This window comes from Streptococcus mitis, from assembly GCF_000722705.1.
Taxonomy (GTDB): Bacteria; Bacillota; Bacilli; order Lactobacillales; family Streptococcaceae; genus Streptococcus; species Streptococcus mitis_P.
In genome coordinates this window covers 409,044-433,207 of the sequence record NZ_JPFW01000008.1, presented here as the reverse complement: position 1 = coordinate 433,207, position 24,164 = coordinate 409,044, and the positions used below count along the sequence as shown (strand labels likewise).

The 24,164-nt window shown below is 40.7% G+C and carries 28 protein-coding genes; all 28 read left to right on the top strand.

The annotated features are described in order from the left end of the window. Window positions 1-59: 59 nt before the first annotated feature. The 28 genes from SK642_RS07220 to clpX all read left to right on the top strand — a co-directional run bounded on the left by SK642_RS07220 (window position 60) and on the right by clpX (window position 24,156). Window positions 60-1,280, top strand: coding sequence for an aminoacyltransferase (locus tag SK642_RS07220; protein WP_033684132.1), 1,221 nt, complete (start codon window positions 60-62; stop codon window positions 1,278-1,280). Between the two features lie 4 nt (window positions 1,281-1,284). After that, window positions 1,285-2,451, top strand: coding sequence for an aminoacyltransferase (locus tag SK642_RS07215; RefSeq protein WP_033684131.1), 1,167 nt, complete (start codon window positions 1,285-1,287; stop codon window positions 2,449-2,451). Window positions 2,452-2,529: 78 nt separating this feature from the next. Continuing rightward, a complete protein-coding gene (locus SK642_RS07210; RefSeq protein WP_033684130.1) occupies window positions 2,530-3,231 on the top strand; it encodes a M57 family metalloprotease in 702 nt (233 codons plus the stop codon). A gap of 38 nt (window positions 3,232-3,269) precedes the next feature. Then, window positions 3,270-5,093, top strand: a complete 1,824-nt coding sequence (gene uvrC / locus SK642_RS07205) for an excinuclease ABC subunit UvrC (protein ID WP_033684129.1) — start codon at window positions 3,270-3,272, stop codon at window positions 5,091-5,093. Window positions 5,094-5,117: 24 nt separating this feature from the next. Then, a complete protein-coding gene (locus SK642_RS07200) occupies window positions 5,118-5,729 on the top strand; it encodes a hypothetical protein (RefSeq protein ID WP_033684128.1) in 612 nt (203 codons plus the stop codon). After that, a complete protein-coding gene (locus tag SK642_RS07195; protein WP_033684127.1) occupies window positions 5,719-6,573 on the top strand; it encodes a metallophosphoesterase family protein in 855 nt (284 codons plus the stop codon). Before SK642_RS07200 ends, SK642_RS07195 begins: the two co-directional genes overlap by 11 nt. Window positions 6,574-6,746: 173 nt before the next feature. Further along, window positions 6,747-7,352, top strand: a complete 606-nt coding sequence (locus tag SK642_RS07190) for a nitroreductase family protein (RefSeq protein ID WP_033684126.1) — start codon at window positions 6,747-6,749, stop codon at window positions 7,350-7,352. A 12-nt stretch (window positions 7,353-7,364) separates the two neighbouring features. Next, complete coding sequence (pepV, locus tag SK642_RS07185) at window positions 7,365-8,765, top strand: dipeptidase PepV (RefSeq protein WP_033684125.1); 1,401 nt, start codon at window positions 7,365-7,367, stop codon at window positions 8,763-8,765. A 53-nt stretch (window positions 8,766-8,818) separates the two neighbouring features. Further along, window positions 8,819-9,397, top strand: coding sequence for a uracil-DNA glycosylase family protein (locus SK642_RS07180; protein WP_033684124.1), 579 nt, complete (start codon window positions 8,819-8,821; stop codon window positions 9,395-9,397). 3 nt (window positions 9,398-9,400) lie between these two features. Further along, window positions 9,401-9,637: a hypothetical protein gene (locus SK642_RS10970; protein WP_033684123.1), complete on the top strand. Its 237-nt coding sequence runs from the start codon at window positions 9,401-9,403 to the stop codon at window positions 9,635-9,637. A gap of 10 nt (window positions 9,638-9,647) precedes the next feature. After that, window positions 9,648-9,935 carry a rhodanese-like domain-containing protein gene (locus SK642_RS07170; RefSeq protein ID WP_033684122.1) on the top strand — a complete coding sequence of 96 codons (288 nt, stop codon included), beginning with the start codon at window positions 9,648-9,650 and terminating at the stop codon, window positions 9,933-9,935. A gap of 172 nt (window positions 9,936-10,107) precedes the next feature. Beyond that, window positions 10,108-11,433: a branched-chain amino acid transport system II carrier protein gene (brnQ, locus tag SK642_RS07165; RefSeq protein WP_033684121.1), complete on the top strand. Its 1,326-nt coding sequence runs from the start codon at window positions 10,108-10,110 to the stop codon at window positions 11,431-11,433. Between the two features lie 97 nt (window positions 11,434-11,530). After that, window positions 11,531-12,568 (top strand): M42 family metallopeptidase, encoded by a 1,038-nt coding sequence (locus SK642_RS07160; protein WP_033684120.1) that lies wholly within the window; start codon window positions 11,531-11,533, stop codon window positions 12,566-12,568. Window position 12,569: 1 nt separating this feature from the next. Then, window positions 12,570-13,040: an HIT family protein gene (locus tag SK642_RS07155; RefSeq protein WP_033684119.1), complete on the top strand. Its 471-nt coding sequence runs from the start codon at window positions 12,570-12,572 to the stop codon at window positions 13,038-13,040. 2 nt (window positions 13,041-13,042) lie between these two features. Further along, window positions 13,043-13,759 (top strand): LD-carboxypeptidase LdcB/DacB, encoded by a 717-nt coding sequence (ldcB, locus tag SK642_RS07150; RefSeq protein WP_033684118.1) that lies wholly within the window; start codon window positions 13,043-13,045, stop codon window positions 13,757-13,759. A gap of 121 nt (window positions 13,760-13,880) precedes the next feature. Continuing rightward, window positions 13,881-14,306, top strand: a complete 426-nt coding sequence (gene rplK, locus SK642_RS07145) for a 50S ribosomal protein L11 (RefSeq protein ID WP_001085807.1) — start codon at window positions 13,881-13,883, stop codon at window positions 14,304-14,306. A 206-nt stretch (window positions 14,307-14,512) separates the two neighbouring features. Beyond that, window positions 14,513-15,202, top strand: coding sequence for a 50S ribosomal protein L1 (rplA, locus tag SK642_RS07140; RefSeq protein WP_001085675.1), 690 nt, complete (start codon window positions 14,513-14,515; stop codon window positions 15,200-15,202). Window positions 15,203-15,487: 285 nt separating this feature from the next. Beyond that, entirely contained in the window at window positions 15,488-16,246 is a 759-nt protein-coding gene (locus tag SK642_RS07135; RefSeq protein ID WP_033684117.1) for a class I SAM-dependent methyltransferase, read from the top strand. Window positions 16,247-16,330: 84 nt separating this feature from the next. Next, window positions 16,331-16,843 (top strand): adenine phosphoribosyltransferase, encoded by a 513-nt coding sequence (locus tag SK642_RS07130; protein WP_001049320.1) that lies wholly within the window; start codon window positions 16,331-16,333, stop codon window positions 16,841-16,843. Between the two features lie 144 nt (window positions 16,844-16,987). Continuing rightward, the gene (locus SK642_RS10680; protein WP_033684116.1) at window positions 16,988-17,194 is read left to right on the top strand and encodes a hypothetical protein; all 207 of its coding nucleotides are present in this window, start codon (window positions 16,988-16,990) and stop codon (window positions 17,192-17,194) included. Then, window positions 17,178-18,122 carry a homoserine O-acetyltransferase MetA gene (gene metA, locus SK642_RS07120; protein WP_033684115.1) on the top strand — a complete coding sequence of 315 codons (945 nt, stop codon included), beginning with the start codon at window positions 17,178-17,180 and terminating at the stop codon, window positions 18,120-18,122. Before SK642_RS10680 ends, metA begins: the two co-directional genes overlap by 17 nt. 8 nt (window positions 18,123-18,130) lie before the next feature. Continuing rightward, the gene (locus SK642_RS07115) at window positions 18,131-18,808 is read left to right on the top strand and encodes a DnaD domain-containing protein (RefSeq protein ID WP_033684114.1); all 678 of its coding nucleotides are present in this window, start codon (window positions 18,131-18,133) and stop codon (window positions 18,806-18,808) included. Window positions 18,809-18,905: 97 nt separating this feature from the next. Then, window positions 18,906-19,664: a triose-phosphate isomerase gene (gene tpiA, locus SK642_RS07110; RefSeq protein WP_000087891.1), complete on the top strand. Its 759-nt coding sequence runs from the start codon at window positions 18,906-18,908 to the stop codon at window positions 19,662-19,664. Between the two features lie 33 nt (window positions 19,665-19,697). Next, complete coding sequence (gene lytC / locus SK642_RS07105; protein WP_080708963.1) at window positions 19,698-21,212, top strand: choline binding-anchored murein hydrolase LytC; 1,515 nt, start codon at window positions 19,698-19,700, stop codon at window positions 21,210-21,212. A gap of 349 nt (window positions 21,213-21,561) precedes the next feature. Then, the gene (locus SK642_RS07100; protein WP_033684112.1) at window positions 21,562-22,080 is read left to right on the top strand and encodes a Dps family protein; all 519 of its coding nucleotides are present in this window, start codon (window positions 21,562-21,564) and stop codon (window positions 22,078-22,080) included. Between the two features lie 130 nt (window positions 22,081-22,210). Beyond that, complete coding sequence (locus tag SK642_RS07095; RefSeq protein WP_033684111.1) at window positions 22,211-22,717, top strand: dihydrofolate reductase; 507 nt, start codon at window positions 22,211-22,213, stop codon at window positions 22,715-22,717. After that, window positions 22,717-22,887 carry a hypothetical protein gene (locus SK642_RS10770; protein WP_000442260.1) on the top strand — a complete coding sequence of 57 codons (171 nt, stop codon included), beginning with the start codon at window positions 22,717-22,719 and terminating at the stop codon, window positions 22,885-22,887. Before SK642_RS07095 ends, SK642_RS10770 begins: the two co-directional genes overlap by 1 nt. A gap of 36 nt (window positions 22,888-22,923) precedes the next feature. Then, entirely contained in the window at window positions 22,924-24,156 is a 1,233-nt protein-coding gene (gene clpX, locus SK642_RS07085; protein ID WP_012972566.1) for an ATP-dependent Clp protease ATP-binding subunit ClpX, read from the top strand. Window positions 24,157-24,164 lie beyond the last annotated feature (8 nt).

Below are 24,164 nucleotides of genomic sequence, written 5' to 3'. Positions count from 1 at the left end.
CTAAACGAAAGTAGTAGAATAGTAGTTAAATTCTATTATTGTTGGAAAGAGAGTAAGAAATGTATCGTTATCAAATTGGCATTCCCACATTAGAATATGATCAGTTTGTTAAAGAACATGAATTAGTCAATGTATTACAAAGTAGTGCTTGGGAAGAGGTTAAGTCTGATTGGCAACATGAAAAGTTTGGCGCCTACCGAGGAGATAAATTACTGGCTACAGCTAGTATTTTGATTAAAACTCTTCCTCTAGGCTATAGAATGTTTTATATCCCAAGAGGTCCTGTATTAGATTATAAGGATGCTGAACTCTTGAGTTTTGTCATTCAGTCCATTAAGTCTTATGCTCGCAGTAAGAGAGCTATTTTTGTGACTTTTGATCCAAGTATTTGCCTGTCTCAAAGTTTAATCAATCAGGAAAAGACAGAATATCCTGAAAATCTGGCTATTATTGATAGTTTGCAACAAATGGGAGTAAGGTGGTCAGGAAAAACAGAGGAAATGGGGGACACCATTCAGCCTCGTATTCAGGCAAAAGTATACAAGGAAAATTTTACAAAAGATAAACTTTGCAAGTCAACAAAACAAGCCATTCGATCAGCTAGAAATAAGGGTGTAGAGATTCAGATTGGTAGAGATGAATTGTTGGAATCTTTCTCGTTTTTGATGAAAAAAACTGAGAAGCGAAAAGATATCCATTTGAGGAATGAAGCATATTATAAAAAATTGTTAGATAATTTCAAGGACAAGGCCTACATTACGCTGGCTACTCTGGATATCGCTAAGCGTTTACGAGAATTAGAAGAACAGTTAGCGAAAAACTTAGAGTTGGAAGAGGTGTTTACTGAGTCGACTCGAACTTCAAAAGTAGAAGCCCAGAAGAAGGAAAAAGAGCGTTTGGTAGAGGAATTGACTTTCCTGCAGGAATATATGGATGCAGGTCAAGCAAGAGTTCCCTTAGCGGCTACCTTGACTTTAGAATTCGGACAAACTTCTGTCAATCTATACGCAGGAATGGATGAAGATTTTAGACGTTATAAAGCTCCTATTTTGACTTGGTATGAAACAGCTCGCTATGCCTTTGAGCGAGGTATGGTGTGGCAAAATTTAGGTGGTGTTGAAAACTCTCTCAATGGTGGACTTTACCATTTTAAGGAAAAATTTAATCCAACGATTGAAGAATACTTGGGTGAGTTTACAATGCCCATCCATCCTCTTTATTCTCTGTTAAGAATCGCTCTTGATTTCCGTAAAACATTAAGAAAAAAACATAGAAAGTAAGTATATGGCACTAATTACACTCACGAGAGAAGAGTTTCAGACTTATTCTGATCAGGTTTCTTCTCGTTCCTTTATGCAATCTGTTCAAATGGGGGACTTGTTAGAAAAAAGAGGGGTTCGAATTGTTTATCTTGCTTTGAAACAAGAAGGAGAAATTCAAGTTGCAGCTCTGGTTTATAGCTTGCCCATGCTGGGTGGCCTGCATATGGAGCTCAATTCGGGGCCGATTTATACCCAACAAGATGCCCTTCCAGTTTTTTATGAAGAGTTAAAAGAATATGCCAAGCAAAATGGTGTATTAGAGTTGCTTGTAAAACCTTATGAAACTTATCAAACTTTTGATAGTGAAGGTAATCCAATAGATACTGAGAAAAAAAGTATTATTCAAGATTTGACTGATTTAGGTTATCAATTTGATGGATTGACAAGAGGTTATCCTAATGGAGAAGTCAGTTGGCATTATATCAAAGATTTGAAAGATTATGATGATGTTTCCTTATTGAAAACCTTTAATAAAAATAGTATTCGCAACATTCAGTCGGCCTTTGATTTTAATATTCTTATTCGCAATGCAGAACGGGAAGAAATTCCAACGTTCAAAAAAATTATTGAAGAAACAGGTAAAAGACAAGGTTTTGAGGATAAAAATTTAGATTATTACTTTAAATTGTATGATATGTTTGGAGATAAGGCGGATTTCCTAATTGCTGAAGTCAATCCGCAACAGTCTATAGATGCTTTAAATGTGAAGATGGCTAGTCTTGACAAGAAGTCGAAACAATTTCATCAGCAATACCAAGCCTTGCAAAAGAAAAAAGATTTTCTAACTAGCTTGGATAGTGAGTCTGGCAATGTTGTTCTAGCTTGTGCTTTGATAATCTACACAAATACAGAGGCAACCTACTTGTTTGGTGGGTCGTACGCAGAGTATCAGAAGTTCTCAGCTCCATTTTTACTTCAATATCATGCGATGAAGCAGACAATGCAACGAAACATCCATCAATACAACTTCCTAGGGATTCAAGGGATTTTTGATGGTAGTGATGGTGTTTTGCGTTTTAAACAAAATTTTAATGGCTATATTGTACGAAAAGCAGGGACTTTCCGTTATCATCCATCGCCTTTAAAATACAAAGCTATTCAGTTAGTCAAAAAAATATTAGGACGTTAAGATGGGAAAGCCAGTATTTAGCTTTCTTTCAGCTTGTTTTAGTAAAATAGCCTTTATTTGCTAGAAAGGTGGAGGGACATGCGCTGGCTTTTTCGTTTGATAGGGGCTTTCTATTCTTTTGTGTGGCGTTTGTTTTGGCGCCTGGTTTGGATCGTTTTGCTCTTATGTGGTCTTGCTTTTGGATTTCTATGGTATCTGAACGGGGATTTTCAAGAAGCGCTAAAGCAAGCAGAGCGGTCAGTAAAAATTGGTCAACAAAGTATCGACCAATGGGAAAAAACAGGGCAACTGCCTAAGTTGAACCAGACAGATAGCCACCAGCATTCTGAAGGAAGGTGGCCACAGGCTTCTGCTCGTATTTACCTGGATCCGCAGATGGATTCAGGCTTTCAAAAGGCTTATTTAGAAGCGATTCAGAATTGGAATCAAACTGGTGCTTTTAACTTTGAACTTGTGACTGAGTCCAGCAAGGCGGATATCTTTGCTACTGAGATGAACGACGGAAACACTCCTGTAGCAGGAGAGGCGGAAAGTCAGACCAATCTCTTGACGGGGGAATTCTTGTCTGTAACGGTGCGGTTGAATCATTATTATTTGTCCAATCCAGACTATGGTTATTCCTATGAGCGCATTGTCCATACGGCAGAACATGAGTTGGGGCATGCGATCGGCTTGGACCATACAGATGAGAAGTCTGTCATGCAACCAGCAGGTTCTTTTTATGGTATCCAGGAAGAGGATGTTGCAAACCTTCGAAAATTATATGAGACCAATGAGTAGGGGACTATCTTTCCCTACTTTTTTGCTATAATGGAACTATGAATAACTTGATTAAATCAAAACTAGAGCTCTTGCCGACCAGCCCTGGTTGCTACATTCACAAGGATAAAAACGGCACCATTATCTATGTAGGAAAGGCTAAAAACCTGCGCAACCGTGTGAGGTCCTATTTCCGTGGGAGTCACGATACCAAGACAGAGGCTCTGGTGTCTGAAATTGTAGATTTTGAATTTATTGTTACGGAGTCTAATATTGAGGCCCTTCTCCTAGAAATCAACCTGATCAAGGAAAATAAGCCTAAATACAATATTATGCTCAAGGATGATAAGTCCTATCCCTTCATCAAAATCACCAATGAGCGCTATCCTCGTTTGATTATCACTCGTCAGGTCAAAAAGGACGGTGGTCTCTACTTTGGTCCCTATCCAGATGTGGGGGCGGCTAATGAAATCAAGCGGCTACTGGATCGGATTTTTCCTTTTCGCAAGTGTACCAATCCTCCTTCTAAGGTTTGTTTTTATTACCATATAGGCCAATGTATGGCCCACACCATCTGTAAGAAGGATGAGGCCTATTTCAAGTCCATGGCTCAGGAGGTTTCTGATTTCCTAAAAGGGCAGGATGACAAAATCATCGATGACCTCAAGGGGAAGATGGCAGCGGCAGCTCAGACTATGGAATTTGAACGTGCAGCGGAATACCGTGACCTAATTCAAGCCATTGGAACCCTTCGGACCAAGCAACGGGTCATGGCCAAGGATCTCCAAAATCGTGACGTTTTTGGCTACTATGTGGACAAGGGCTGGATGTGTGTTCAGGTTTTCTTTGTTCGTCAAGGCAAGCTGATTGAACGCGATGTTAATCTCTTCCCCTACTACAATGATCCAGATGAGGACTTCTTGACCTATGTGGGACAATTCTATCAAGAAAAATCTCACTTGGTTCCCAATGAGGTGCTGATTCCGCAGGATATCGATGAAGAAGCAGTCAAGGCCTTGGTGGATACCAAGATTCTCAAGCCCCAACGTGGAGAGAAAAAGCAACTGGTCAATTTGGCTATAAAGAATGCTCTAGTAAGTCTAGAGCAGAAGTTCAATTTGTTAGAAAAATCTGTCGAAAAGACTCAAGGGGCTATTGAAAATCTAGGACGCTTGCTTCAAATTCCGACTCCAGTTCGCATCGAGTCCTTCGATAATTCTAATATCATGGGAACTAGTCCTGTTTCAGCCATGGTGGTCTTTGTCAACGGCAAACCAAGTAAAAAAGATTACCGTAAGTACAAAATCAAGACTGTGGTTGGACCAGACGACTATGCCAGTATGAGAGAGGTCATTCGCAGGCGCTATGGTCGAGTCCAGCGTGAGGCTTTGACTCCGCCAGATTTGATTGTGATTGATGGGGGACAAGGTCAAGTCAATATTGCCAAGCAAGTCATCCAAGAGGAGCTAGGCTTGGATATTCCCATTGCTGGGCTTCAAAAGAACGACAAGCACCAAACCCATGAATTGCTCTTTGGAGATCCGCTTGAGGTGGTGGAGTTGTCTCGCAATTCTCAGGAATTTTTCCTCCTCCAACGCATTCAAGATGAGGTCCACCGCTTTGCCATCACCTTCCACCGCCAACTGCGCTCCAAAAATTCTTTCTCATCACAACTGGATGGAATTGACGGTCTGGGTCCTAAACGTAAGCAAAATCTCATGAAGCATTTCAAGTCTCTGACCAAAATCAAGGAAGCCAGTGTGGATGAGATTGTCGAAGTTGGAGTACCTAGAGCCGTTGCAGAAACTGTGCAGAGGAAGTTGAACCCGCAGGAGGTAGAAGCCTTACCTCAAGTGGCGGAACCATTAAAAGAATTAGAATAAGTATCTAGATAGAAAGTAGAAGAAATGAATAAGATTGAGATTGACAGAGATATACTCCTTTTTTTACGATTTGCTTACTTTGGGAATTCAAAAGATTTATTTTTAGCTGCAACTACTCGAGCCTATCTTGATTTTAATCGAACCTTGCGATTTCATGACATGCCAGATGAACAGCGCTTGGAGATGAGAAAGCAGCCTTCTAAGTGTATCAAAGAAGCGATTTTAAATCTCTTGGATCGAGACGAGTTGTGTCAAACTGATTTTGATAGTTGGCATCATAGGACTTGTGATAGTGTTATAGACTACTATCGCTCAAATGGGATTCGATTCACTTATGGTCATGCTCAAAAGTGGATTAATATGACTTTCAAGTATCTGTATATGCTTGAGGTTGTACCTCTAGACTCTGTTTTTCCTTTTTTACACGTACCGATAGATAACATCGTGTTAGAGAGGGCTAATAAAAAGTTGTGTATCCCAAGACCTTCTCAAGCGTGGAGTAGCTGGGGAGATTACGCCTTCTATCTTCAATATCAAGAACATTTGAGGCGAAGAATAGGCAAGGAAGATCCTCTTCGTTGGGAGTTTCACAATTGGCTAGATGAAATAGAAAAAGGAGACCATCATGAACCATAAAATCGCAATTTTATCAGATATTCATGGCAATGCGACGGCCTTAGAAGCAGTGATTGCAGATGCTAAAAATCAAGGAGTCAGTGAATACTGGCTTCTGGGAGATATTTTTCTTCCTGGTCCAGGTGCAAATGACTTGGTAGCCCTGCTGAAGGACCTTCCTATCACAGCCAGTGTTCGAGGCAATTGGGATGATTGTGTCCTTGAGGCCTTGGATGGTGAATATGGTTTGGAACATCCACAAGAAATCCAGTCAATGCGCATGACCCAGTTTTTGATGGAGCGAATGGATCCTGAAACGATTGTCTGGCTACGAAGCTTGCCTTTGCTGGAAAAGAAAGAAGTTGAGGGATTGCGTTTTTCTCTCTCACATAATTTACCTGACAAAAATTATGGGGGTGACTTGTTGGTTGGGAATGATACAGAGAAATTTGACCAACTCCTAGATGAGGAAACGGACGTAGCAGTCTATGGTCATGTTCACAAGCAGTTGCTTCGTTATGGCAGTCAAGGGCAACAAATCATCAATCCAGGGTCGATTGGCATGCCCTATTTTAATTGGGAGGCGTTAAAAAATCACCGTGCCCAGTATGCCGTGATAGAAGTTGAAGATGGGGAATTGGTAAATATCCTATTTCGTAAAGTCGCTTATGACTATGAAGCGGAGTTGGAATTGGCCAAATCCAAGGGGCTTCCCTTTATTGAAATGTATGAAGAACTGCGTCGTGACGATAACTATCAGGGGCACAATCTGGAACTCTTAGCCAGCTTAATTGAAAAACATGGGTATGTAGAAGATGTGAAGAATTTCTTGGAGGCTATAAAGTCAGAATATCAGATGGACTAGTTTCTTTAAGCAACTGAAAATTAATTGGAACTGGATGAGGGGCTTCCTTATTTAAATGATTTTCTTCATTCGGTTGCTTATCCTTGTTCCAATTTCTTTCTATGAAAAATCTCTGCAAGCTCTTTCAAATTATGGTAGAATGGAAGCAGTAGAATTAGAAAAGGAAATCGATTATGAAATTTCTTGAATTAAATAAAAAACGTCATGCGACTAAGCATTTCACTGATAAGCCAGTTGATCCAAAAGATGTGCGTACGGCTATCGAAATCGCAACCTTGGCACCAAGCGCCCACAACAGCCAGCCTTGGAAATTTGTGGTGGTTCGTGAGAAAAATGCCGAACTAGCAAAATTGGCTTATGGTTCCAACTTTGAGCAGGTATCATCAGCTCCTGTAACTATTGCCTTATTTACAGACACAGATTTGGCTAAACGTGCTCGTAAGATCGCCCGTGTCGGTGGGGCAAAGAATTTCTCAGAAGAACAACTTCAATACTTCATGAAGAATTTGCCAGCTGAATTTGCACGCTACAATGAACAACAAGTCAGTGACTACCTAGCCCTCAATGCAGGTTTGGTTGCTATGAATTTGGTTCTTGCATTGACAGACCAAGGAATCGGATCGAATTTGATCCTTGGGTTTGATAAATCAAAAGCCAACGAAGTTTTGGATATCGAAGACCGTTTCCGTCCAGAACTTTTGATTACAGTGGGGTACACAGATGAAAAATTGGAACCAAGCTACCGCTTGCCAGTAGATGAAATCATCGAGAAAAGATAGAAGGAAGATAATATGACAGCAATTGATTTTACAGCAGAAGTAGAAAAACGCAAAGAAGACCTCTTGGCTGACTTGTTTAGCCTTTTGGAAATCAACTCAGAACGTGATGATAGCAAGGCTGATGCGCAGCATCCTTTTGGACCTGGTCCAGTAAAAGCCTTGGAAAAATTCCTTGAAATCGCAGACCGTGATGGATATCCAACTAAGAATGTCGACAATTACGCAGGACATTTCGAGTTTGGTGATGGAGAAGAAGTTCTCGGAATCTTTGCCCACATGGACGTAGTGCCTGCTGGTAGCGGTTGGGACACAGACCCTTATACACCAATTATCAAAGACGGTCGCCTTTATGCGCGTGGGGCATCAGATGACAAGGGTCCTACAACAGCTTGTTACTATGGTTTGAAAATCATCAAAGAATTGGGTCTTCCAACTTCTAAGAAAGTTCGCTTTATTGTCGGAACAGACGAAGAATCAGGCTGGGCAGACATGGACTACTATTTTGAACATGTAGGACTTGCGAAACCAGACTTCGGTTTCTCTCCAGACGCTGAGTTCCCTATCATCAATGGTGAAAAAGGAAACATCACAGAATACCTCCACTTTGCAGGTGAAAATACAGGTGCAGCTCGTCTTCACAGCTTCACAGGTGGTTTGCGTGAAAACATGGTACCTGAATCAGCAACAGCAGTTGTTTCAGGTGACTTGGCTGACTTACAAGCTAAACTAGATGCCTTTGTTTCAGAACACAAACTTAGAGGAGAAATCCAAGAAGAAGCTGGTCAATACAAGGTGACCATCATTGGTAAATCAGCCCATGGTGCCATGCCTGCTTCAGGTGTCAATGGTGCGACCTACCTTGCCCTCTTCCTCAGCCAGTTCGACTTTGCTGGACCAGCTAAAGATTACCTTGACATCGCTGGAAAAATTCTTTTGAACGATCATGAGGGGGAAAATCTCAAGATTGCCCATGTGGATGAAAAGATGGGTGCCCTTTCTATGAATGCGGGAGTCTTCCGCTTTGACGAAACAAGTGCTGACAATACGATTGCCCTTAATATCCGTTATCCAAAAGGGACAAGTCCAGAACAAATTAAGTCAATCCTTGAAAACTTGCCAGTTGCTTCTGTTAGCCTTTCTGAACACGGTCACACCCCTCACTATGTGCCAATGGAAGATCCGCTTGTGCAAACCTTGTTGAATGTTTATGAAAAACAAACTGGTCTTCAAGGTCATGAACAAGTTATCGGTGGTGGTACCTTTGGTCGCTTGCTAGAACGAGGTGTTGCCTATGGTGCCATGTTCCCAGACTCAATTGACACTATGCACCAAGCTAATGAATTTATCGCCTTGGATGATCTCTTCCGAGCAGCAGCAATCTATGCCGAAGCTATTTACGAATTGATCAAATAAAACGATAGAAGTCTGAGATTGTATGCTTAGACTTCTTTTTGGAGGGAAAATAGATGTCTCAAATCGAAAGAATCAAGCAGGCTATTATGGCAGATCCGCAGAATGCCAGCTATACCGAACGCGAAATAGAGCCTCTCTTTGCAGCGCCAAAGACTGCTCGCATCAATATCATCGGTCAGGCACCTGGACTTAAAACTCAAGAAGCAGGCCTTTACTGGAAGGACAAAAGTGGTGACCGCTTGCGCGACTGGCTCGGTGTGGATGAAGATACCTTTTACAATTCAGGCTATTTTGCTGTTTTGCCTATGGATTTCTACTTTCCAGGGCATGGCAAGTCGGGTGATCTTCCACCTCGTACTGGCTTTGCAGAAAAATGGCATCCGCAGCTCTTGCGAGAATTGCCCGATATTCAGTTGACCCTCTTGATTGGGCAATATGCCCAAGCCTACTATTTGCAGGAGAAAATCAGTGGTAAGGTGACAGAACGGGTAAAACACTATCAGAACTACTTGCCAACCTATTTTCCACTAGTTCACCCCTCGCCGCGAAATCAAATCTGGATGGCCAAAAATCTTTGGTTTGAGTCAGAAGTGGTGCCGGATTTGAAAGAAAGAATTAAAACTATTTTATAGTCAATGAAAATCAAAGAGCAAACTAGGAAGCTAGCCGCAGGCTGCTCAAAGTACAGCTTTGAGGTTGTGGATGGAACTGACGAAGTCAGCTCAAAACACAGTTTTGAGGTTGTGGATAGAACTGACGAAGTCAGCTCAAAACACAGTTTTGAGGTTGTGGATAGAACTGACGAAGTCAGTAACCATACCTACGGTAAGGCGACGCTGACGTGGTTTGAAGAGATTTTCGAAGAGTATTAGGAGAAAAAGAATGAAAGAAATAACCTTTGACGCATTTTACCAGCTTTACCAAAACGACCAACCTTCTCTCGTGGACGTGAGAGAAGTGGATGAGTTTGAAGCTCTTCATTTAGAAGGTGCTCACAACCTACCTCTTAGTCAATTGGCTGATAGCTATGATCAGTTGGACAAGGACCTCTTGCATTATGTCATTTGTAAAGCTGGGGTTAGATCAGCGCATGCTTGTCAATTCCTAGCTGAACAAGGTTATGAGGTTATCAATGTTCAAGGTGGTATGACTGCCTTTGAAGAACTCTAAACATAAGAATTTTCTCCTACTTGGTTTTGTCTAGGTAGGAGAGTTTTATTTTTAGATAATTCATACTTTTTAGAATCTTAAAAACATTTAACATTTTACTTCGTGATGCTTTTTTCAGACTCCTAATCATGGTATACTAAGTCAGTATTTTATAAATATGAAGGAGATTTTCATGGCTAAAAAAGGTGCCTTAACAGGTTTGCTCCTGTTTGGAATATTTTTTGGTGCGGGGAACTTGATTTTTCCGCCTTCTCTAGGTGCTCTATCTGGAGAACATTTTCTTCCTGCCATTGCAGGTTTTGTCTTTTCAGGTGTCGGTATCGCCGTCTTGACTCTTATTATTGGAACGCTCAATCCTAAAGGATATATCTACGAGATTTCAACAAAGATAGCGCCTTGGTTTGCGACTCTTTACCTCTCAGTTCTTTACTTGTCAATTGGCCCATTCTTTGCCATCCCACGTACAGCTACAACAGCTTACGAAGTAGGGATTAGCCCCCTTCTGTCGGATGCGAATAAAGGTCTAGGTTTGATTGTCTTTACTCTTCTTTACTTTGCGGCAGCCTATTTAATTTCGCTTAATCCATCAAAAATTTTGGACCGTATCGGCCGTGTTTTAACACCAGTCTTTGCGATTTTGATTGTTATCTTGGTTGTTCTAGGAGCTATCAAATATGGTGGAACAAGTCCTCAAGCTGCGTCAGCTGCTTATCAAGCTTCTGCCTTTGGTACAGGTTTCCTAGAAGGTTATAATACCTTGGACGCCCTTGCTTCAGTTGCCTTTAGCGTAATCGCAGTTCAAACCTTGAAACAACTTGGATTTTCAAGTAAAAAAGAATATATTTCAACTATTTGGGTTGTTGGTATCGTTGTTGCCCTTGCTTTCAGTGCTCTTTACATCGGTTTAGGTTTCCTTGGAAATCATTTCCCAGTACCTGCTGAAGCGATGAAGGGTGGAACACCGGGTGTTTATATCTTGTCACAAGCTACTCAAGAAATCTTTGGTTCAACAGCTCAACTCTTCCTTGCAGCTATGGTTACTGTAACCTGCTTTACAACAACAGTTGGTTTGATTGTGTCGACAGCTGAGTTCTTTAATGAGCGTTTCCCACAAATCAGCTACAAGGTTTATGCGACAGCCTTTACCTTGATTGGATTTGCTATTGCCAATCTGGGTCTTGATGCGATTATCAAGTACTCAATTCCTGTACTGGTTATCTTGTATCCAATCACGATTGCCATCGTCATGATTGTCATTGTCAACAAATTTGTCGCTCTTTCAAAACCAGGTATGCAGTTGACAATTGCTGTTGTTACAGCTATTGCCATTGCAAGCGTATTAGGAAGCTCATTTAAGGTTGAGTTTCTTGCAAATCTTGTCAACGCTCTTCCTTTTGCTAAGGCATCTCTTCCATGGTTGGTGCCAGCTATTGTCGGAATCTTGCTCTCATTAGTTTTACCAAACAAGCAAGAAAGCGATGTTTTTGAAATGGATTAATCACTGAAATCACTTTTGTAGCTAAGTCTACAGGAGTGATTTTCTTTTTTTATCCGATGATAAATGTGTTATAATAGGTATTAAAAGAGGTGAAGAAATGAATCAAACAGTAGAATATATCAAAGAACTAACAGCCATTGCGTCGCCAACGGGCTTCACTCGTGAGATTTCGGACTATTTAGTAAAGACTCTAGAAGGCTTCGGTTACCAACCGATTCGCACAGCCAAGGGCGGTGTCAATGTAACTATCAAAGGTCAAAATGATGAACAACAACGCTATGTGACTGCCCATGTGGATACGCTGGGTGCTATTGTTCGCGCTGTCAAACCAGACGGCCGTCTCAAATTGGACCGTATCGGTGGCTTTCCTTGGAACATGATTGAAGGAGAAAACTGTACCGTTCATGTAGCTAGCACAGGTCAAAAAGTATCAGGAACCATTCTCATCCACCAAACTTCTTGCCATGTCTACAAGGATGCAGGAACTGCAGAACGCACGCAAGACAATATGGAAGTGCGTTTGGATGCAAAAGTAAGAAATGAAAAAGAAACTCGTGCCTTGGGGATTGAGGTCGGTGATTTTATCAGTTTTGACCCACGAACTGTCGTAACAGAGACAGGTTTTATCAAGTCTCGTCATTTGGATGATAAAGTCAGTGCAGCGATTTTGCTTAACCTACTTCGTATTTATAAGGAAGAGAAGATTGAATTGCCCGTAACAACCCATTTTGCTTTTTCAGTCTTTGAAGAAGTAGGTCACGGTGCCAACTCTAATATCCCTGCTCAGGTAGTAGAATATCTGGCTGTGGATATGGGGGCTATGGGCGATGACCAGCAAACAGATGAGTACACAGTATCTATCTGTGTCAAGGATGCCTCAGGGCCTTATCACTATGACTTCCGTCAACATTTGGTCGCCTTGGCGAAAGAGCAAGATATTCCATTTAAGTTGGATATCTATCCATTTTATGGTTCGGACGCTTCAGCAGCCATGTCTGCAGGGGCAGAGGTTAAACATGCCCTTCTTGGTGCGGGTATCGAGTCTAGCCATTCTTATGAGCGTACCCATATTGACTCGGTGGTCGCAACGGAACGTATGGTTGATGCTTATCTTAAGAGTGAGTTGGTGGACTAATATGTGCCTTATATGTCAGAGAATTGAGCTCATCAAGAAGGGAGAAAATCCCTATTTTGTCAAAGAGTTGGAAACAGGCTATCTTGTCATTGGAGATCACCAGTATTTTGCAGGATATAGTCTTTTTCTAGCCAAAGAACATGTTACCGAATTGCACCATTTAGAAAAGGAAACGAAACTCCGTTTTCTAGAAGAAATGAGTATGGTCCAAGAGGCAGTTGCTAAGGCCTTTGCAGCTGAGAAAATGAATATCGAACTTCTAGGAAATGGCGATGCCCATCTTCATTGGCATCTGTTTCCTAGACGAACAGGTGATATGAACGGCCACGGTCTTAAAGGTCGTGGTCCAGTTTGGTGGGTTCCCTTTGAAGAAATGACCTCAGAAATCTGGAAAGCAAAACCAGATGAGATTAAAAAACTAGTTAAATGTTTATCGTCAGAACTAGATAAACTATTAGAAATAAAGGAGTAGAGATGAAAAAAAGATACCTTGTCTTGACAGCCTTGCTAGCCTTGAGTCTAGCAGCTTGTTCACAAGAAAAAGCAAAAACTGAAGATGGCGCAGCTAAGACAGAACAAACCGCCAAGACTGATGGAACAGTTGGCAGTAAATCTCAAGGAGCTACCCAGAAAAAAGCAGAAGTGGTCAACAAAGGAGACTATTACAGTATCCAAGGAAAATACGATGAAATCATCGTAGCCAATAAACACTATCCATTGTCTAAAGACTATAATCCAGGGGAAAACCCAATAGCCAAGGCAGAGTTGCTCAAACTTATCAAAGCTATGCAAGAGGCAGGTTTCCCAATCAGCGACCATTACAGTGGTTTTAGAAGTTATGAGACTCAGACTAAGCTCTATCAAGATTATGTCAACCAAGATGGGAAGGCGGCAGCTGACCGTTACTCTGCCCGTCCTGGCTATAGCGAACACCAAACAGGTTTGGCTTTTGATGTGATTAGCACAAATGGAGAATTGGTGACAGAAGAAAAAGCAGCTCAATGGCTCTTGGACCACGCTGCTGATTATGGCTTTGTTGTTCGTTATCTCAAAGGTAAGGAAAAAGAAACAGGCTATATGGCTGAAGAATGGCACCTTCGTTATGTTGGAAAAGAAGCCAAAGAAATTGCTGAGACTGGTCTTAGTTTAGAAGAATACTACGGCTTTGAAGGCGGAGATTATGTCGATTAAAAATAAACTTTTCTCTTGCAATTCTAGATAAATAGTGTATAATAGATGAGTATGTGTAAAGCATACTTGTGGGAGGTAAAAATCTTTAATTACCGCCAAAACCACAAAGGAGGATTTAAAAATGGCTAAAAAAGTCGAAAAACTTGTAAAATTGCAAATCCCTGCTGGTAAAGCTACACCAGCTCCACCAGTTGGACCTGCTCTTGGTCAAGCTGGTATCAACATCATGGGATTCACAAAAGAGTTCAACGCTCGTACAGCTGACCAAGCTGGTATGATCATTCCAGTTGTTATCTCAGTTTACGAAGATAAATCATTTACTTTCATCACTAAAACACCACCAGCTGCTGTTCTTTTGAAAAAAGCTGCAGGTGTTGAAAAAGGATCAGGTACACCTAACAAAACTAAAGTTGCTACAGTTACTCGTGCGCAAGTACAAGAAATTGCAGAAACTAAGATGCCAGATTTGAACGCAGCAAACGTAGAGTCTGCAATGCGTATGATCGAAGGTACTGCTCGTTCTATGGGATTCACTGTTGTTGACTAATCAATAACATAGTAGAAAATCTCACAGCAGTCTATGAGTTACTTTTCATACTAGGCAAGTGACTGAGGCTTGTACTTGAGTACAGCAAGGGAGCTTAACGAAGTAGAAAAAGAATCTAATAGACTGAAAACCCGCAAGACTTCATCATTTCGAGAAGTGACGTGGGAGATGAAAATCGATTGAACCACTTACAAGGAGAATAGAAAATGGCTAAAAAAAGCAAACAACTTCGTGCTGCTCTTGAGAAAATCGACAGCACAAAAGCATACAGCGTAGAAGAAGCTGTAGCACTTGCAAAAGAAACTAACTTTGCAAAATTTGACGCAACTGTAGAAGTTGCTTACAACTTGAACATCGACGTTAAAAAAGCTGACCAACAAATCCGTGGAGCAATGGTATTGCCAAACGGTACTGGTAAAACTTCACGCGTTCTTGTTTTCGCACGTGGTGCAAAAGCTGAAGAAGCAAAAGCTGCAGGTGCAGACTTTGTTGGTGAAGATGACCTTGTTGCTAAAATCAACGACGGTTGGTTGGACTTCGACGTAGTTATCGCTACACCTGACATGATGGCTCTTGTTGGACGTCTTGGACGTGTCCTTGGACCACGTAACTTGATGCCAAACCCTAAAACTGGTACTGTAACAATGGATGTTGCTAAAGCAGTTGAAGAGTCTAAAGGTGGTAAAATCACTTACCGTGCTGACCGTGCAGGTAACGTTCAAGCAATCATCGGTAAAGTATCATTTGAAGCTGAAAAATTGGTTGAAAACTTCAAAGCTTTCAACGAAACAATCCAAAAAGCAAAACCAGCTACAGCTAAAGGAACTTACGTAACAAACTTGACTATTACAACTACTCAAGGTGTTGGTATCAAAGTTGACGTAAACTCACTTTAATCAGTAGTTTATAAACAAAGACGAGTACGAGAGTGCTCGTTTTTTTGGATACGACGAGCATGTCGTTCATCTGAGATGCAACTCCTCTTTGAGGACTATCTACTAGTGAACCTATATGAGTAAACTACGTGAGCAATTGAATTTGAACTAGAGAGATGGCTAATAGATTTATGCTATAGTCATGGAAGACTATATGTTTTTGATTCTAGTTTATCAAATAATAGATTAGAATTGTCAGATAATATAATTTTATGTTATAATGAAGAAAAAAACAGAGGTGTTCAAATGTCAGAAGCAGGTCATAAGTTTTTAGCGAAACTAGGGAAAAAACGCTTACGTCCAGGTGGAAAACGTGCCACAGATTGGCTAATTGCGGAAGGAGAATTTTCAAAAGAAAAGAGAATACTAGAGGTTGCGTGTAATAGGGGAACTACAGCAATTGAGTTGGCACAGCGTTTTGGTTGTAAGATAACTGCTGTTGATATGGATGGACAAGCTTTAGAAGTGGCTAAAAAATCTGCTGCAACGGCAGGTGTTGGGCATCTAATCAGATTTGAAAGAGCAAATGCAATGAAACTTCCTTATGAAGATGCTAGTTTTGATATTGTTATAAATGAGGCTATGCTGACTATGCAAGCTGATCAAGCTAAGAAAAAATGTGTAATGGAGTATCTAAGGGTTTTAAAACCTGGAGGTATTCTCTTGACACATGATGTGCTTCTTAAGGAAGCTAAAGAGTCTGTCAGACAGGAATTGTCACAAGCAATTCATGTAAATGTAGGTCCTTTAACCCAAGATGGTTGGGAGCAAGTGATGATAGAATCAGGTTATTGTGATGTGAAAGTATTGACTGGTGAAATGACATTAATGAAATTATCAGGTATGATTTATGACGAAGGTTGGCTAGGAACTTTGAAAATTTGTGTAAATGCTTGTAAAAAGGAGAATAGAAAGCAGTTTTTAACGATGTATAAAATGTTTGCTAAGAATAAAAAGAAATTGGGATTTATTGCGATGGCTAGTCATAAAAGGTCAAATCCTTAGATAATTATTGAAGTTAACTTTTCCTTTTTTCTTTCTTAAAAATATGCTATAATAGAGAGTAAAAAATTTGAAAGAAAGAAAAAGATGAATTTAAAAGATTACATTGCAACAATTGAAAATTATCCAAAGGAAGGCATCACCTTCCGTGATATCAGTCCTTTGATGGCTGATGGAAATGCTTATAGCTACGCTGTTCGTGAAATTGTTCAGTATGCTACTGACAAGAAAATTGACATGGTTGTAGGACCTGAGGCTCGTGGCTTTATCGTGGGTTGTCCTGTTGCTTTTGAGTTGGGAATTGGTTTTGCACCTGTTCGTAAGCCAGGAAAATTGCCGCGCGAAGTTATTTCTGCGGACTATGAAAAAGAGTATGGTGTTGATACCTTGACAATGCACGCAGATGCCATCAAGCCAGGTCAACGTGTTCTTATCGTAGATGACCTCTTGGCAACAGGTGGAACTGTTAAGGCAACTATTGAGATGATTGAAAAACTTGGTGGTGTTGTAGCAGGTTGTGCCTTCCTTGTTGAATTGGATGAATTGAACGGCCGTGAAAAAATCGGTGACTACGACTACAAAGTTTTGATGCATTATTAATGAAAAACAGTCCCTAGGGCTGTTTTCTCTACATTAGGATATAAAAATAGACTATAGCTAGTTAGAGAAAAACTATAATTGAAAACTATATCTTCTTACAGTATAATAAAGGAAACGAGTGTTTGAGTTTTAGTTTCATACTCAATGAAAATCAAAGAGCAAACTAGGAAACTAGCCGCAGGCTGCTCAAAGTACATCTTTGAGGTTGCAGATAAAACTGACGAAGTCAGTAACCATATCTACGGCAAGGCAACGTTGACGCGGTTTGAAGAGATTTTCGAAGAGTTTCAAACACAAGCAATTATTCCTGAAAGAGTACAGTTAGGAGAGGGTTATGCCGATTCGAATTGATAAAAAATTACCAGCTGTTGAGATTTTACGGACAGAGAATATCTTTGTCATGGATGATCAACGTGCGGCCCACCAAGATATCCGTCCCTTGAAGATTTTAATTTTAAATCTTATGCCACAGAAAATGGTGACAGAGACTCAGTTATTGCGCCATTTGGCCAATACACCCCTACAACTGGACATTGATTTTCTCTATATGGAGAGCCATCGTTCTAAAACAACTCGTTCAGAACACATGGAGACCTTCTATAAAACTTTTCCAGAAGTCAAGGATGAGTATTTTGATGGGATGATTATCACAGGGGCTCCAGTTGAGCATTTACCATTTGAGGAAGTGGACTATTGGGAGGAATTCAGTCAGGTTCTTGAGTGGTCTAAGAACCATGTCTATTCGACGCTTCATATCTGTTGGGGTGCTCAGGCGGGGCTTTATCTGCGTTATGGAGTGGAAAAATACCAGATGGACAGTAAGTTATCAGGGATTTATCCTCAGGACACTTTAAAGGAAGGGCACCTTCTCTTTAGAGGCTTTGACGATAGCTACGTATCCCCTCATTCACGGCACACAGAGATTTCTAAGGAAGAGATTCTGAATAAGACCAATCTCGAAATATTGTCCGAAGGGTCGCAGGTTGGGGTTTCGATTTTGGCCAGTCGTGATTTACGAGAAATTTATAGTTTTGGGCATTTGGAATATGACCGTGATACCTTGGCAAAAGAGTATTTTCGAGACCGTGATGCAGGGTTGGATCCTCATATTCCAGAAAATTACTTTAAGGATGATGATGTCAGCCAGACACCTTGTCTTTGTTGGTCTTCATCAGCAGCCCTCTTTTTCAGTAACTGGGTAAACTATGCGGTCTATCAGGAAACCCCTTTTGACTGGAGAAAAATAGAAGATGATGCATCCGCATTTGGGTATTTATAAGAGGAATTATGACATATTTAGACGCTTTTAAATCAGGGAACTTGGTTTTACCGAGTGCCCTGCTCTTGCATTTTAAGGAACTCTTTCCTTCCAGCGATGATTTTCTAGTCTGGCAATTTTTCTATTTGCAAAATACGACAGGCTTGGAAGAAATGTCACCAAGCCAGATTGCTGACAGGATTGGCAAGGAAATTTCAGATGTCAATCAAGCTATTTCCAATCTGACGGAGAGGGGACTCCTTCAGTATCGAACGATCGAATTGAATGGCGAAATTGAATTGCTCTTTGATGCCAGTCTAGCCTTGGAACGTTTGGATGACTTGCTTGGAGCTAGTGCTTCGAGTTCAGACCAGTTGACACCTCAAAACCAGCTTAAGGCTTTGGTAGAAACCTTCCAGCAGGAGTTGGGACGCTTGTTGACGCCTTTTGAGATTGAAGATTTGACTAAGACCCTTAAGGAAGATGGAACCAGTGCTGATTTGATTAAGGAAGCTCTTCGTGAAGCTGTTTTAAATGGAAAAGCAAACTGGAAGTACATTCAGGCAATTTTGAGAAATTGGCGCCATGAAGGTATTAAAAGTGTGGCTCAAATTGAGACCAAGCGGGCAGAGAGAGAAGCAAGCAATCCTCAGTTGACACAGGTATCTGCGGATTTCAGAAATGCTATGGATCTCTGGAAGGATTAATCCATGTCAGCAGGCTTGAAATCCAAGTAAGATTTGCAAGCTGTGTTTAATTGTGATAAAATAAATAGAAAATAAATTGAAAAAAGAGGTATGTGAAATGTCACGTAAACCATTTATCGCTGGTAACTGGAAAATGAACAAAAATCCAGAAGAAGCTAAAGCATTCGTTGAAGCAGTTGCATCAAAACTTCCTTCATCAGACCTTGTTGAAGCAGGTATCGCAGCTCCAGCTCTTGATTTGACAGCTGTTCTTGCTGCTGCTAAAGGTTCAAACCTTAAAGTTGCTGCTCAAAACTGCTACTTTGAAAATGCAGGTGCTTTCACTGGTGAAACTAGCCCACAAGTTTTGAAAGAAATCGGTACTGACTACGTTGTTATCGGTCACTCAGAACGCCGTGACTACTTCCATGAAACTGACGAAGATATTAACAAAAAAGCAAAAGCAATCTTTGCAAACGGTATGCTTCCAATCATCTGTTGTGGTGAGTCACTTGAAACTTACGAAGCTGGTAAAGCTGCTGAGTTTGTAGGTGCTCAAGTATCTGCTGCATTGGCTGGTTTGACTGCTGAACAAGTTGCTGCATCAGTTATCGCTTATGAGCCAATCTGGGCTATCGGTACTGGTAAATCAGCTTCACAAGACGACGCACAAAAAATGTGTAAAGTTGTTCGTGACGTTGTAGCTGCTGACTTTGGTCAAGAAGTTGCGGATAAAGTTCGTGTTCAATACGGTGGTTCTGTTAAACCTGAAAACGTTGCTTCATACATGGCTTGTCCAGACGTTGACGGTGCCCTTGTAGGTGGTGCGTCACTTGAAGCAGAAAGCTTCTTGGCTTTGCTTGACTTTGTAAAATAATCAGTAGCAAAAGCTAGGTGGAACAGCATTGAGATGTCTGTTCCATTTTTTATAGGAGAGGAAAGATTGAAAACAAAGATTGGAAAAATTGGATTAGCAAGTATCTTTTTACTAGGCTTGGCAGTTAGTCATGTTGCTGCAAATGAAACTGAAGCTTCAAAAACTTCGCAGGATACAAGGACAGTTTCAAGTAGTTCAGAGCAAAATCAGTCTTCTAATAAAACTCAAACGAGCGAAGGAGTAAAGACCAATGCTTCTGCCCACTGGGATGGGGATTATTATGTAAAGGCTGATGGTTCCAAAGCCAAGAGTGAGTGGATTTTTGATAACTACTATAAGGCTTGGTTTTATATTAAGTCAGACGGACGTTATGCTCAAAACGAGTGGCAGGGCAATTACTACCTGAAATCAGGTGGTTATATGGCCAAAAATGAATGGGTTTATGATAATGCCTATAAGAACTGGTTTTACCTGAAGTCCGATGGTTCTTATGCTAACCAGGAATGGCACTCTGTTGGAGGTAAATGGTACTATTTCAAGAAGTGGGGCTATATGGCTAAAAGCCAATGGCAGGGAAGTTATTTCCTAAATGCTCAAGGTGCCATGATGCAAAATGAATGGCTCTATGATCCAGCCTATTCGTCTTACTTCTATCTCAAGTCTGATGGCTCTTATGCTAATCAAGAGTGGCAAAAGGTAGACGGAAAGTGGTACTATTTCAAGAAGTGGGGTTACATGGCTAAAGATGAGTGGCAGGGTAACTACTATTTGACAGAAAGTGGTGCTATGGCGACTGGTGAATTAGTCATGAATGATGCTCGCTATATTTTTTCTGACTCAGGTGAGTTAAAAGAAAAGAAAGACCTGAATGTTGGCTGGGTTCATCGAAATGGTAGACGTTATTTCTTTAACCATCGTGAAGAACAAGTTGGGACTGATCAAGTTAAAAAGGTTATCGATGTTAGCGAGCACAATGGTCGTATCAGTGACTGGAAGAAAGTCATCGATGATAATGGAGTAGATGGTGTTATTGTTCGTTTGGGTTATAGTGGTGTAGAAGATAAAGAACTGGCTTATAATATTCAAGAACTTAATCGTTTGGGTATTCCTTATGGTGTCTATCTTTACACCTATGCAGAAAATGAGACCGATGCTGAGAATGATGCCAATCAGACTATTGAACTCTTGAAAAAATACAAGATGAACCTGTCTTATCCTATCTACTACGATGTTGAGAACTGGGAATATGTAAATAAGACCAAGAGAGCTCCAAGTGATACTGGAACTTGGGTCAAGATTATCAACAAGTATATGACAACAATGAGGCAGGCTGGTTATCAAAATGTGAAAGTTTATAGTTATCGTCAACTCTTGCAAACTCGTTTGAATCATCCAGATATTTTACAACATGTCAACTGGGTTGCAGCCTATACGGATGCGCTTGATTGGAATAATCCTCACTATTCAGGTGAAAAAGGATGGCAATATACTTCATCTGAATACTTAAAAGGAATTCGTGGACGTGTTGATGTCAGCGTTTGGTATTAAGATATAATACTCTTCGAAAATCTCTTCAAACTACGTTAGCTCTATCTGCAACCTCAAAACAGTATTTTGAGCAACCTGTGGCTAGTTTTCTAGTTTGCTCTTTGATTTTCATTGAGTATAAGTTTGAGAAAGGAGTGTGCAAGAAAATTGCATCCTCTTTTTCTTTGCTTTACTGAAGAAAAGGGACATGAAATTGAATCAAAAAAACTCTACAGAATTCTTAAATTATCAGTCTATTGCAACTTTTCTCATGTGAGTCTTTTGGCTTGCTATTGGTTTTTATTAGTAGTATACTAAGGTAGTAATCATTAAGAAGTGGTTACAAAAAATAATGAATGAGGTAAAAACAATGGTAGAATTGAAAAAAGAAGCAGTAAAAGACGTAACATCATTAACAAAAGCAGCACCAGTAGCATTGGCAAAGACAAAGGAAGTCTTGAATCAAGCTGTTGCTGATTTGTACGTAGCCCACGTTGCTTTGCACCAAGTACACTGGTACATGCGTGGTCGTGGTTTCCTTGTATGGCATCCAAAAATGGATGAGTACATGGATGCTCTTGATGGTCAATTGGATGAAATCAGCGAGCGCTTGATTACACTTGGAGGAAGCCCATTCTCTACATTGACAGAGTTCCTTCAACACAGTGAAATCGAAGAAGAAGAAGGAGAATTCCGTAACGTTGAAGAAAGCTTGGAACGTGTTCTAGCTATTTATCGCTACCTCATCACTCTTTTCCAAAAAGCCTTGGATGTGACTGACGAAGAAGGCGATGATGTTACAAACGATATCTTTGTTGGTGCTAAGGCTGAACTTGAGAAAACAGTTTGGATGATTGCGGCAGAACTTGGACAAGCACCTGGTTTGTAAGAAATAGAATAATCATATAAAAATCTGTAGGATGAATCTTACAGATTTTTTCTATTCTGTAAGCTATTCCAAACCAGTCTTTTTTTGACTTTTTTGATAAAATAGTACTATCAGTAAAAAGGATGGAAGCATGACTAAGAAAATCGTAGCTATTTGGGCCCAGGATGAAGAGGGTGTAATTGGTAAGGACAATCGTCTGCCTTGGTATTTGCCAGCAGAACTGCAACACTTCAAAGAAACAACTCTGAATCATGCTATCTTGATGGGACGCGTGACTTTTGATGGGATGGGGCGTCGCTTGCTTCCAAAACGGGAGACCTTGATTTTGACGCGTAATTCTGAAGAAAAGATAGATGGGGTTACTACTTTTTATGATGTTCAGTCTGTCTTGGGCTGGTATCAGGCTCAAGATAAGAATCTTTATATTCTCGGTGGAAAGCAAATTTTTCAGGCTTTTGAACCTTACCTTGACGAAGTGATTGTAACTCACATTCATGCTCGGGTAGAGGGAGATACCTATTTTCCTGAAGAGTTTGACTTGTCTATTTTTGAAATAGTTTCAAGCAAATTTTACGCCAAAGATGAGAAAAATCCTTATGATTTTACTATCCAATACCGCAAGAGAAAGGAAGTCTAATGGAACGTAGTATATTTGGTTTTTTCACAGCCATGCTGTGTTTGGTCTGCTTGCTTGCAGGAGCACAGGCTTTTCGTAAAAAGCGTTATGGACTTTCTGTCCTGCTCTGGTTAAATGCCTTTACCAACTTGGTCAATAGTATCCATGCTTTTTACATGACCTTATTTTAGATAGAATGACAGTATAGAATAGAACGGAAGGAAATCATGCCTACAAATAGGAATAATGATATGATGGTTTATTGCTCATTTTGTGGCAAAAGCCAAGAAGAAGTACAAAAAATAATCGCTGGGAACAACGCCTTTATCTGTAATGAATGTGTGGAGTTGGCCCAGGAAATCATTAGGGAGGAGTTGGCGGAGGAAGTCTTGGCAGACTTGTCTGAAGTTCCAAAACCAATCGAACTCCTCCATATCTTGAACCACTATGTAATTGGTCAAGATCGTGCCAAACGTGCTTTAGCAGTAGCAGTATACAACCACTACAAACGCATCAATTTCCACGATACGCGTGAAGAGTCAGAAGATGTGGATTTGCAGAAATCAAACATCTTAATGATTGGCCCAACTGGTTCAGGGAAAACTTTCCTTGCCCAGACCTTGGCTAAGAGCTTGAATGTGCCTTTTGCGATTGCGGATGCGACAGCCTTAACTGAGGCTGGTTATGTTGGTGAGGATGTGGAAAATATCCTCCTCAAACTCCTGCAGGCTGCTGACTTTAACATTGAACGTGCAGAGCGTGGCATTATCTATGTGGATGAAATTGACAAGATTGCTAAGAAGAGCGAGAACGTATCGATCACACGTGATGTTTCTGGTGAAGGTGTGCAACAAGCCCTTCTCAAGATTATCGAGGGAACCGTTGCTAGTGTTCCGCCTCAAGGTGGACGTAAACATCCACAACAAGAGATGATTCAAGTCGATACCAAAAATATCCTCTTCATCGTGGGTGGTGCTTTTGATGGTATTGAAGAAATCGTCAAACAACGTCTGGGTGAAAAAGTCATCGGATTTGGTCAAAACAATAAGGCGATTGATGAAAACAGCTCCTACATGCAAGAAATCATCGCAGAAGATATTCAAAAATTTGGTATTATCCCTGAGTTGATTGGACGTTTGCCTGTCTTTGCTGCTCTTGAACAGTTGACAGTAGATGATTTGGTTCGTATCTTGAAAGAGCCAAGAAATGCTTTGGTGAAACAGTACCAAACCTTGCTTTCTTATGATGATGTCGAGTTGGAATTTGACGATGAAGCCCTTCAGGAAATTGCCAATAAGGCTATCGAACGGAAGACAGGGGCGCGTGGTCTTCGCTCGATTATCGAAGAAACAATGCTAGATGTCATGTTTGAAGTGCCGAGTCAGGAAAATGTGAAATTGGTCCGCATCACTAAAGAAGCTGTCGATGGAACGGATAAACCAATCCTAGAAACAGCCTAGAGGTGACT

What these genes read in the sequence shown, in the direction of transcription:
- SK642_RS07220 (WP_033684132.1), top strand. Translation starts at nt 60, where the DNA reads ATGTATCGTTATCAAATTGGCATTCCCACATTAGAATATGATCAGTTT.
- SK642_RS07215 (WP_033684131.1), top strand. Translation starts at nt 1,285, where the DNA reads ATGGCACTAATTACACTCACGAGAGAAGAGTTTCAGACTTATTCTGAT.
- SK642_RS07210 (WP_033684130.1), top strand. Translation starts at nt 2,530, where the DNA reads ATGCGCTGGCTTTTTCGTTTGATAGGGGCTTTCTATTCTTTTGTGTGG.
- uvrC (WP_033684129.1), top strand. Translation starts at nt 3,270, where the DNA reads ATGAATAACTTGATTAAATCAAAACTAGAGCTCTTGCCGACCAGCCCT.
- SK642_RS07200 (WP_033684128.1), top strand. Translation starts at nt 5,118, where the DNA reads ATGAATAAGATTGAGATTGACAGAGATATACTCCTTTTTTTACGATTT.
- SK642_RS07195 (WP_033684127.1), top strand. Translation starts at nt 5,719, where the DNA reads ATGAACCATAAAATCGCAATTTTATCAGATATTCATGGCAATGCGACG.
- SK642_RS07190 (WP_033684126.1), top strand. Translation starts at nt 6,747, where the DNA reads ATGAAATTTCTTGAATTAAATAAAAAACGTCATGCGACTAAGCATTTC.
- pepV (WP_033684125.1), top strand. Translation starts at nt 7,365, where the DNA reads ATGACAGCAATTGATTTTACAGCAGAAGTAGAAAAACGCAAAGAAGAC.
- SK642_RS07180 (WP_033684124.1), top strand. Translation starts at nt 8,819, where the DNA reads ATGTCTCAAATCGAAAGAATCAAGCAGGCTATTATGGCAGATCCGCAG.
- SK642_RS10970 (WP_033684123.1), top strand. Translation starts at nt 9,401, where the DNA reads ATGAAAATCAAAGAGCAAACTAGGAAGCTAGCCGCAGGCTGCTCAAAG.
- SK642_RS07170 (WP_033684122.1), top strand. Translation starts at nt 9,648, where the DNA reads ATGAAAGAAATAACCTTTGACGCATTTTACCAGCTTTACCAAAACGAC.
- brnQ (WP_033684121.1), top strand. Translation starts at nt 10,108, where the DNA reads ATGGCTAAAAAAGGTGCCTTAACAGGTTTGCTCCTGTTTGGAATATTT.
- SK642_RS07160 (WP_033684120.1), top strand. Translation starts at nt 11,531, where the DNA reads ATGAATCAAACAGTAGAATATATCAAAGAACTAACAGCCATTGCGTCG.
- SK642_RS07155 (WP_033684119.1), top strand. Translation starts at nt 12,570, where the DNA reads ATGTGCCTTATATGTCAGAGAATTGAGCTCATCAAGAAGGGAGAAAAT.
- ldcB (WP_033684118.1), top strand. Translation starts at nt 13,043, where the DNA reads ATGAAAAAAAGATACCTTGTCTTGACAGCCTTGCTAGCCTTGAGTCTA.
- rplK (WP_001085807.1), top strand. Translation starts at nt 13,881, where the DNA reads ATGGCTAAAAAAGTCGAAAAACTTGTAAAATTGCAAATCCCTGCTGGT.
- rplA (WP_001085675.1), top strand. Translation starts at nt 14,513, where the DNA reads ATGGCTAAAAAAAGCAAACAACTTCGTGCTGCTCTTGAGAAAATCGAC.
- SK642_RS07135 (WP_033684117.1), top strand. Translation starts at nt 15,488, where the DNA reads ATGTCAGAAGCAGGTCATAAGTTTTTAGCGAAACTAGGGAAAAAACGC.
- SK642_RS07130 (WP_001049320.1), top strand. Translation starts at nt 16,331, where the DNA reads ATGAATTTAAAAGATTACATTGCAACAATTGAAAATTATCCAAAGGAA.
- SK642_RS10680 (WP_033684116.1), top strand. Translation starts at nt 16,988, where the DNA reads ATGAAAATCAAAGAGCAAACTAGGAAACTAGCCGCAGGCTGCTCAAAG.
- metA (WP_033684115.1), top strand. Translation starts at nt 17,178, where the DNA reads ATGCCGATTCGAATTGATAAAAAATTACCAGCTGTTGAGATTTTACGG.
- SK642_RS07115 (WP_033684114.1), top strand. Translation starts at nt 18,131, where the DNA reads ATGACATATTTAGACGCTTTTAAATCAGGGAACTTGGTTTTACCGAGT.
- tpiA (WP_000087891.1), top strand. Translation starts at nt 18,906, where the DNA reads ATGTCACGTAAACCATTTATCGCTGGTAACTGGAAAATGAACAAAAAT.
- lytC (WP_080708963.1), top strand. Translation starts at nt 19,698, where the DNA reads ATGTCTGTTCCATTTTTTATAGGAGAGGAAAGATTGAAAACAAAGATT.
- SK642_RS07100 (WP_033684112.1), top strand. Translation starts at nt 21,562, where the DNA reads ATGGTAGAATTGAAAAAAGAAGCAGTAAAAGACGTAACATCATTAACA.
- SK642_RS07095 (WP_033684111.1), top strand. Translation starts at nt 22,211, where the DNA reads ATGACTAAGAAAATCGTAGCTATTTGGGCCCAGGATGAAGAGGGTGTA.
- SK642_RS10770 (WP_000442260.1), top strand. Translation starts at nt 22,717, where the DNA reads ATGGAACGTAGTATATTTGGTTTTTTCACAGCCATGCTGTGTTTGGTC.
- clpX (WP_012972566.1), top strand. Translation starts at nt 22,924, where the DNA reads ATGCCTACAAATAGGAATAATGATATGATGGTTTATTGCTCATTTTGT.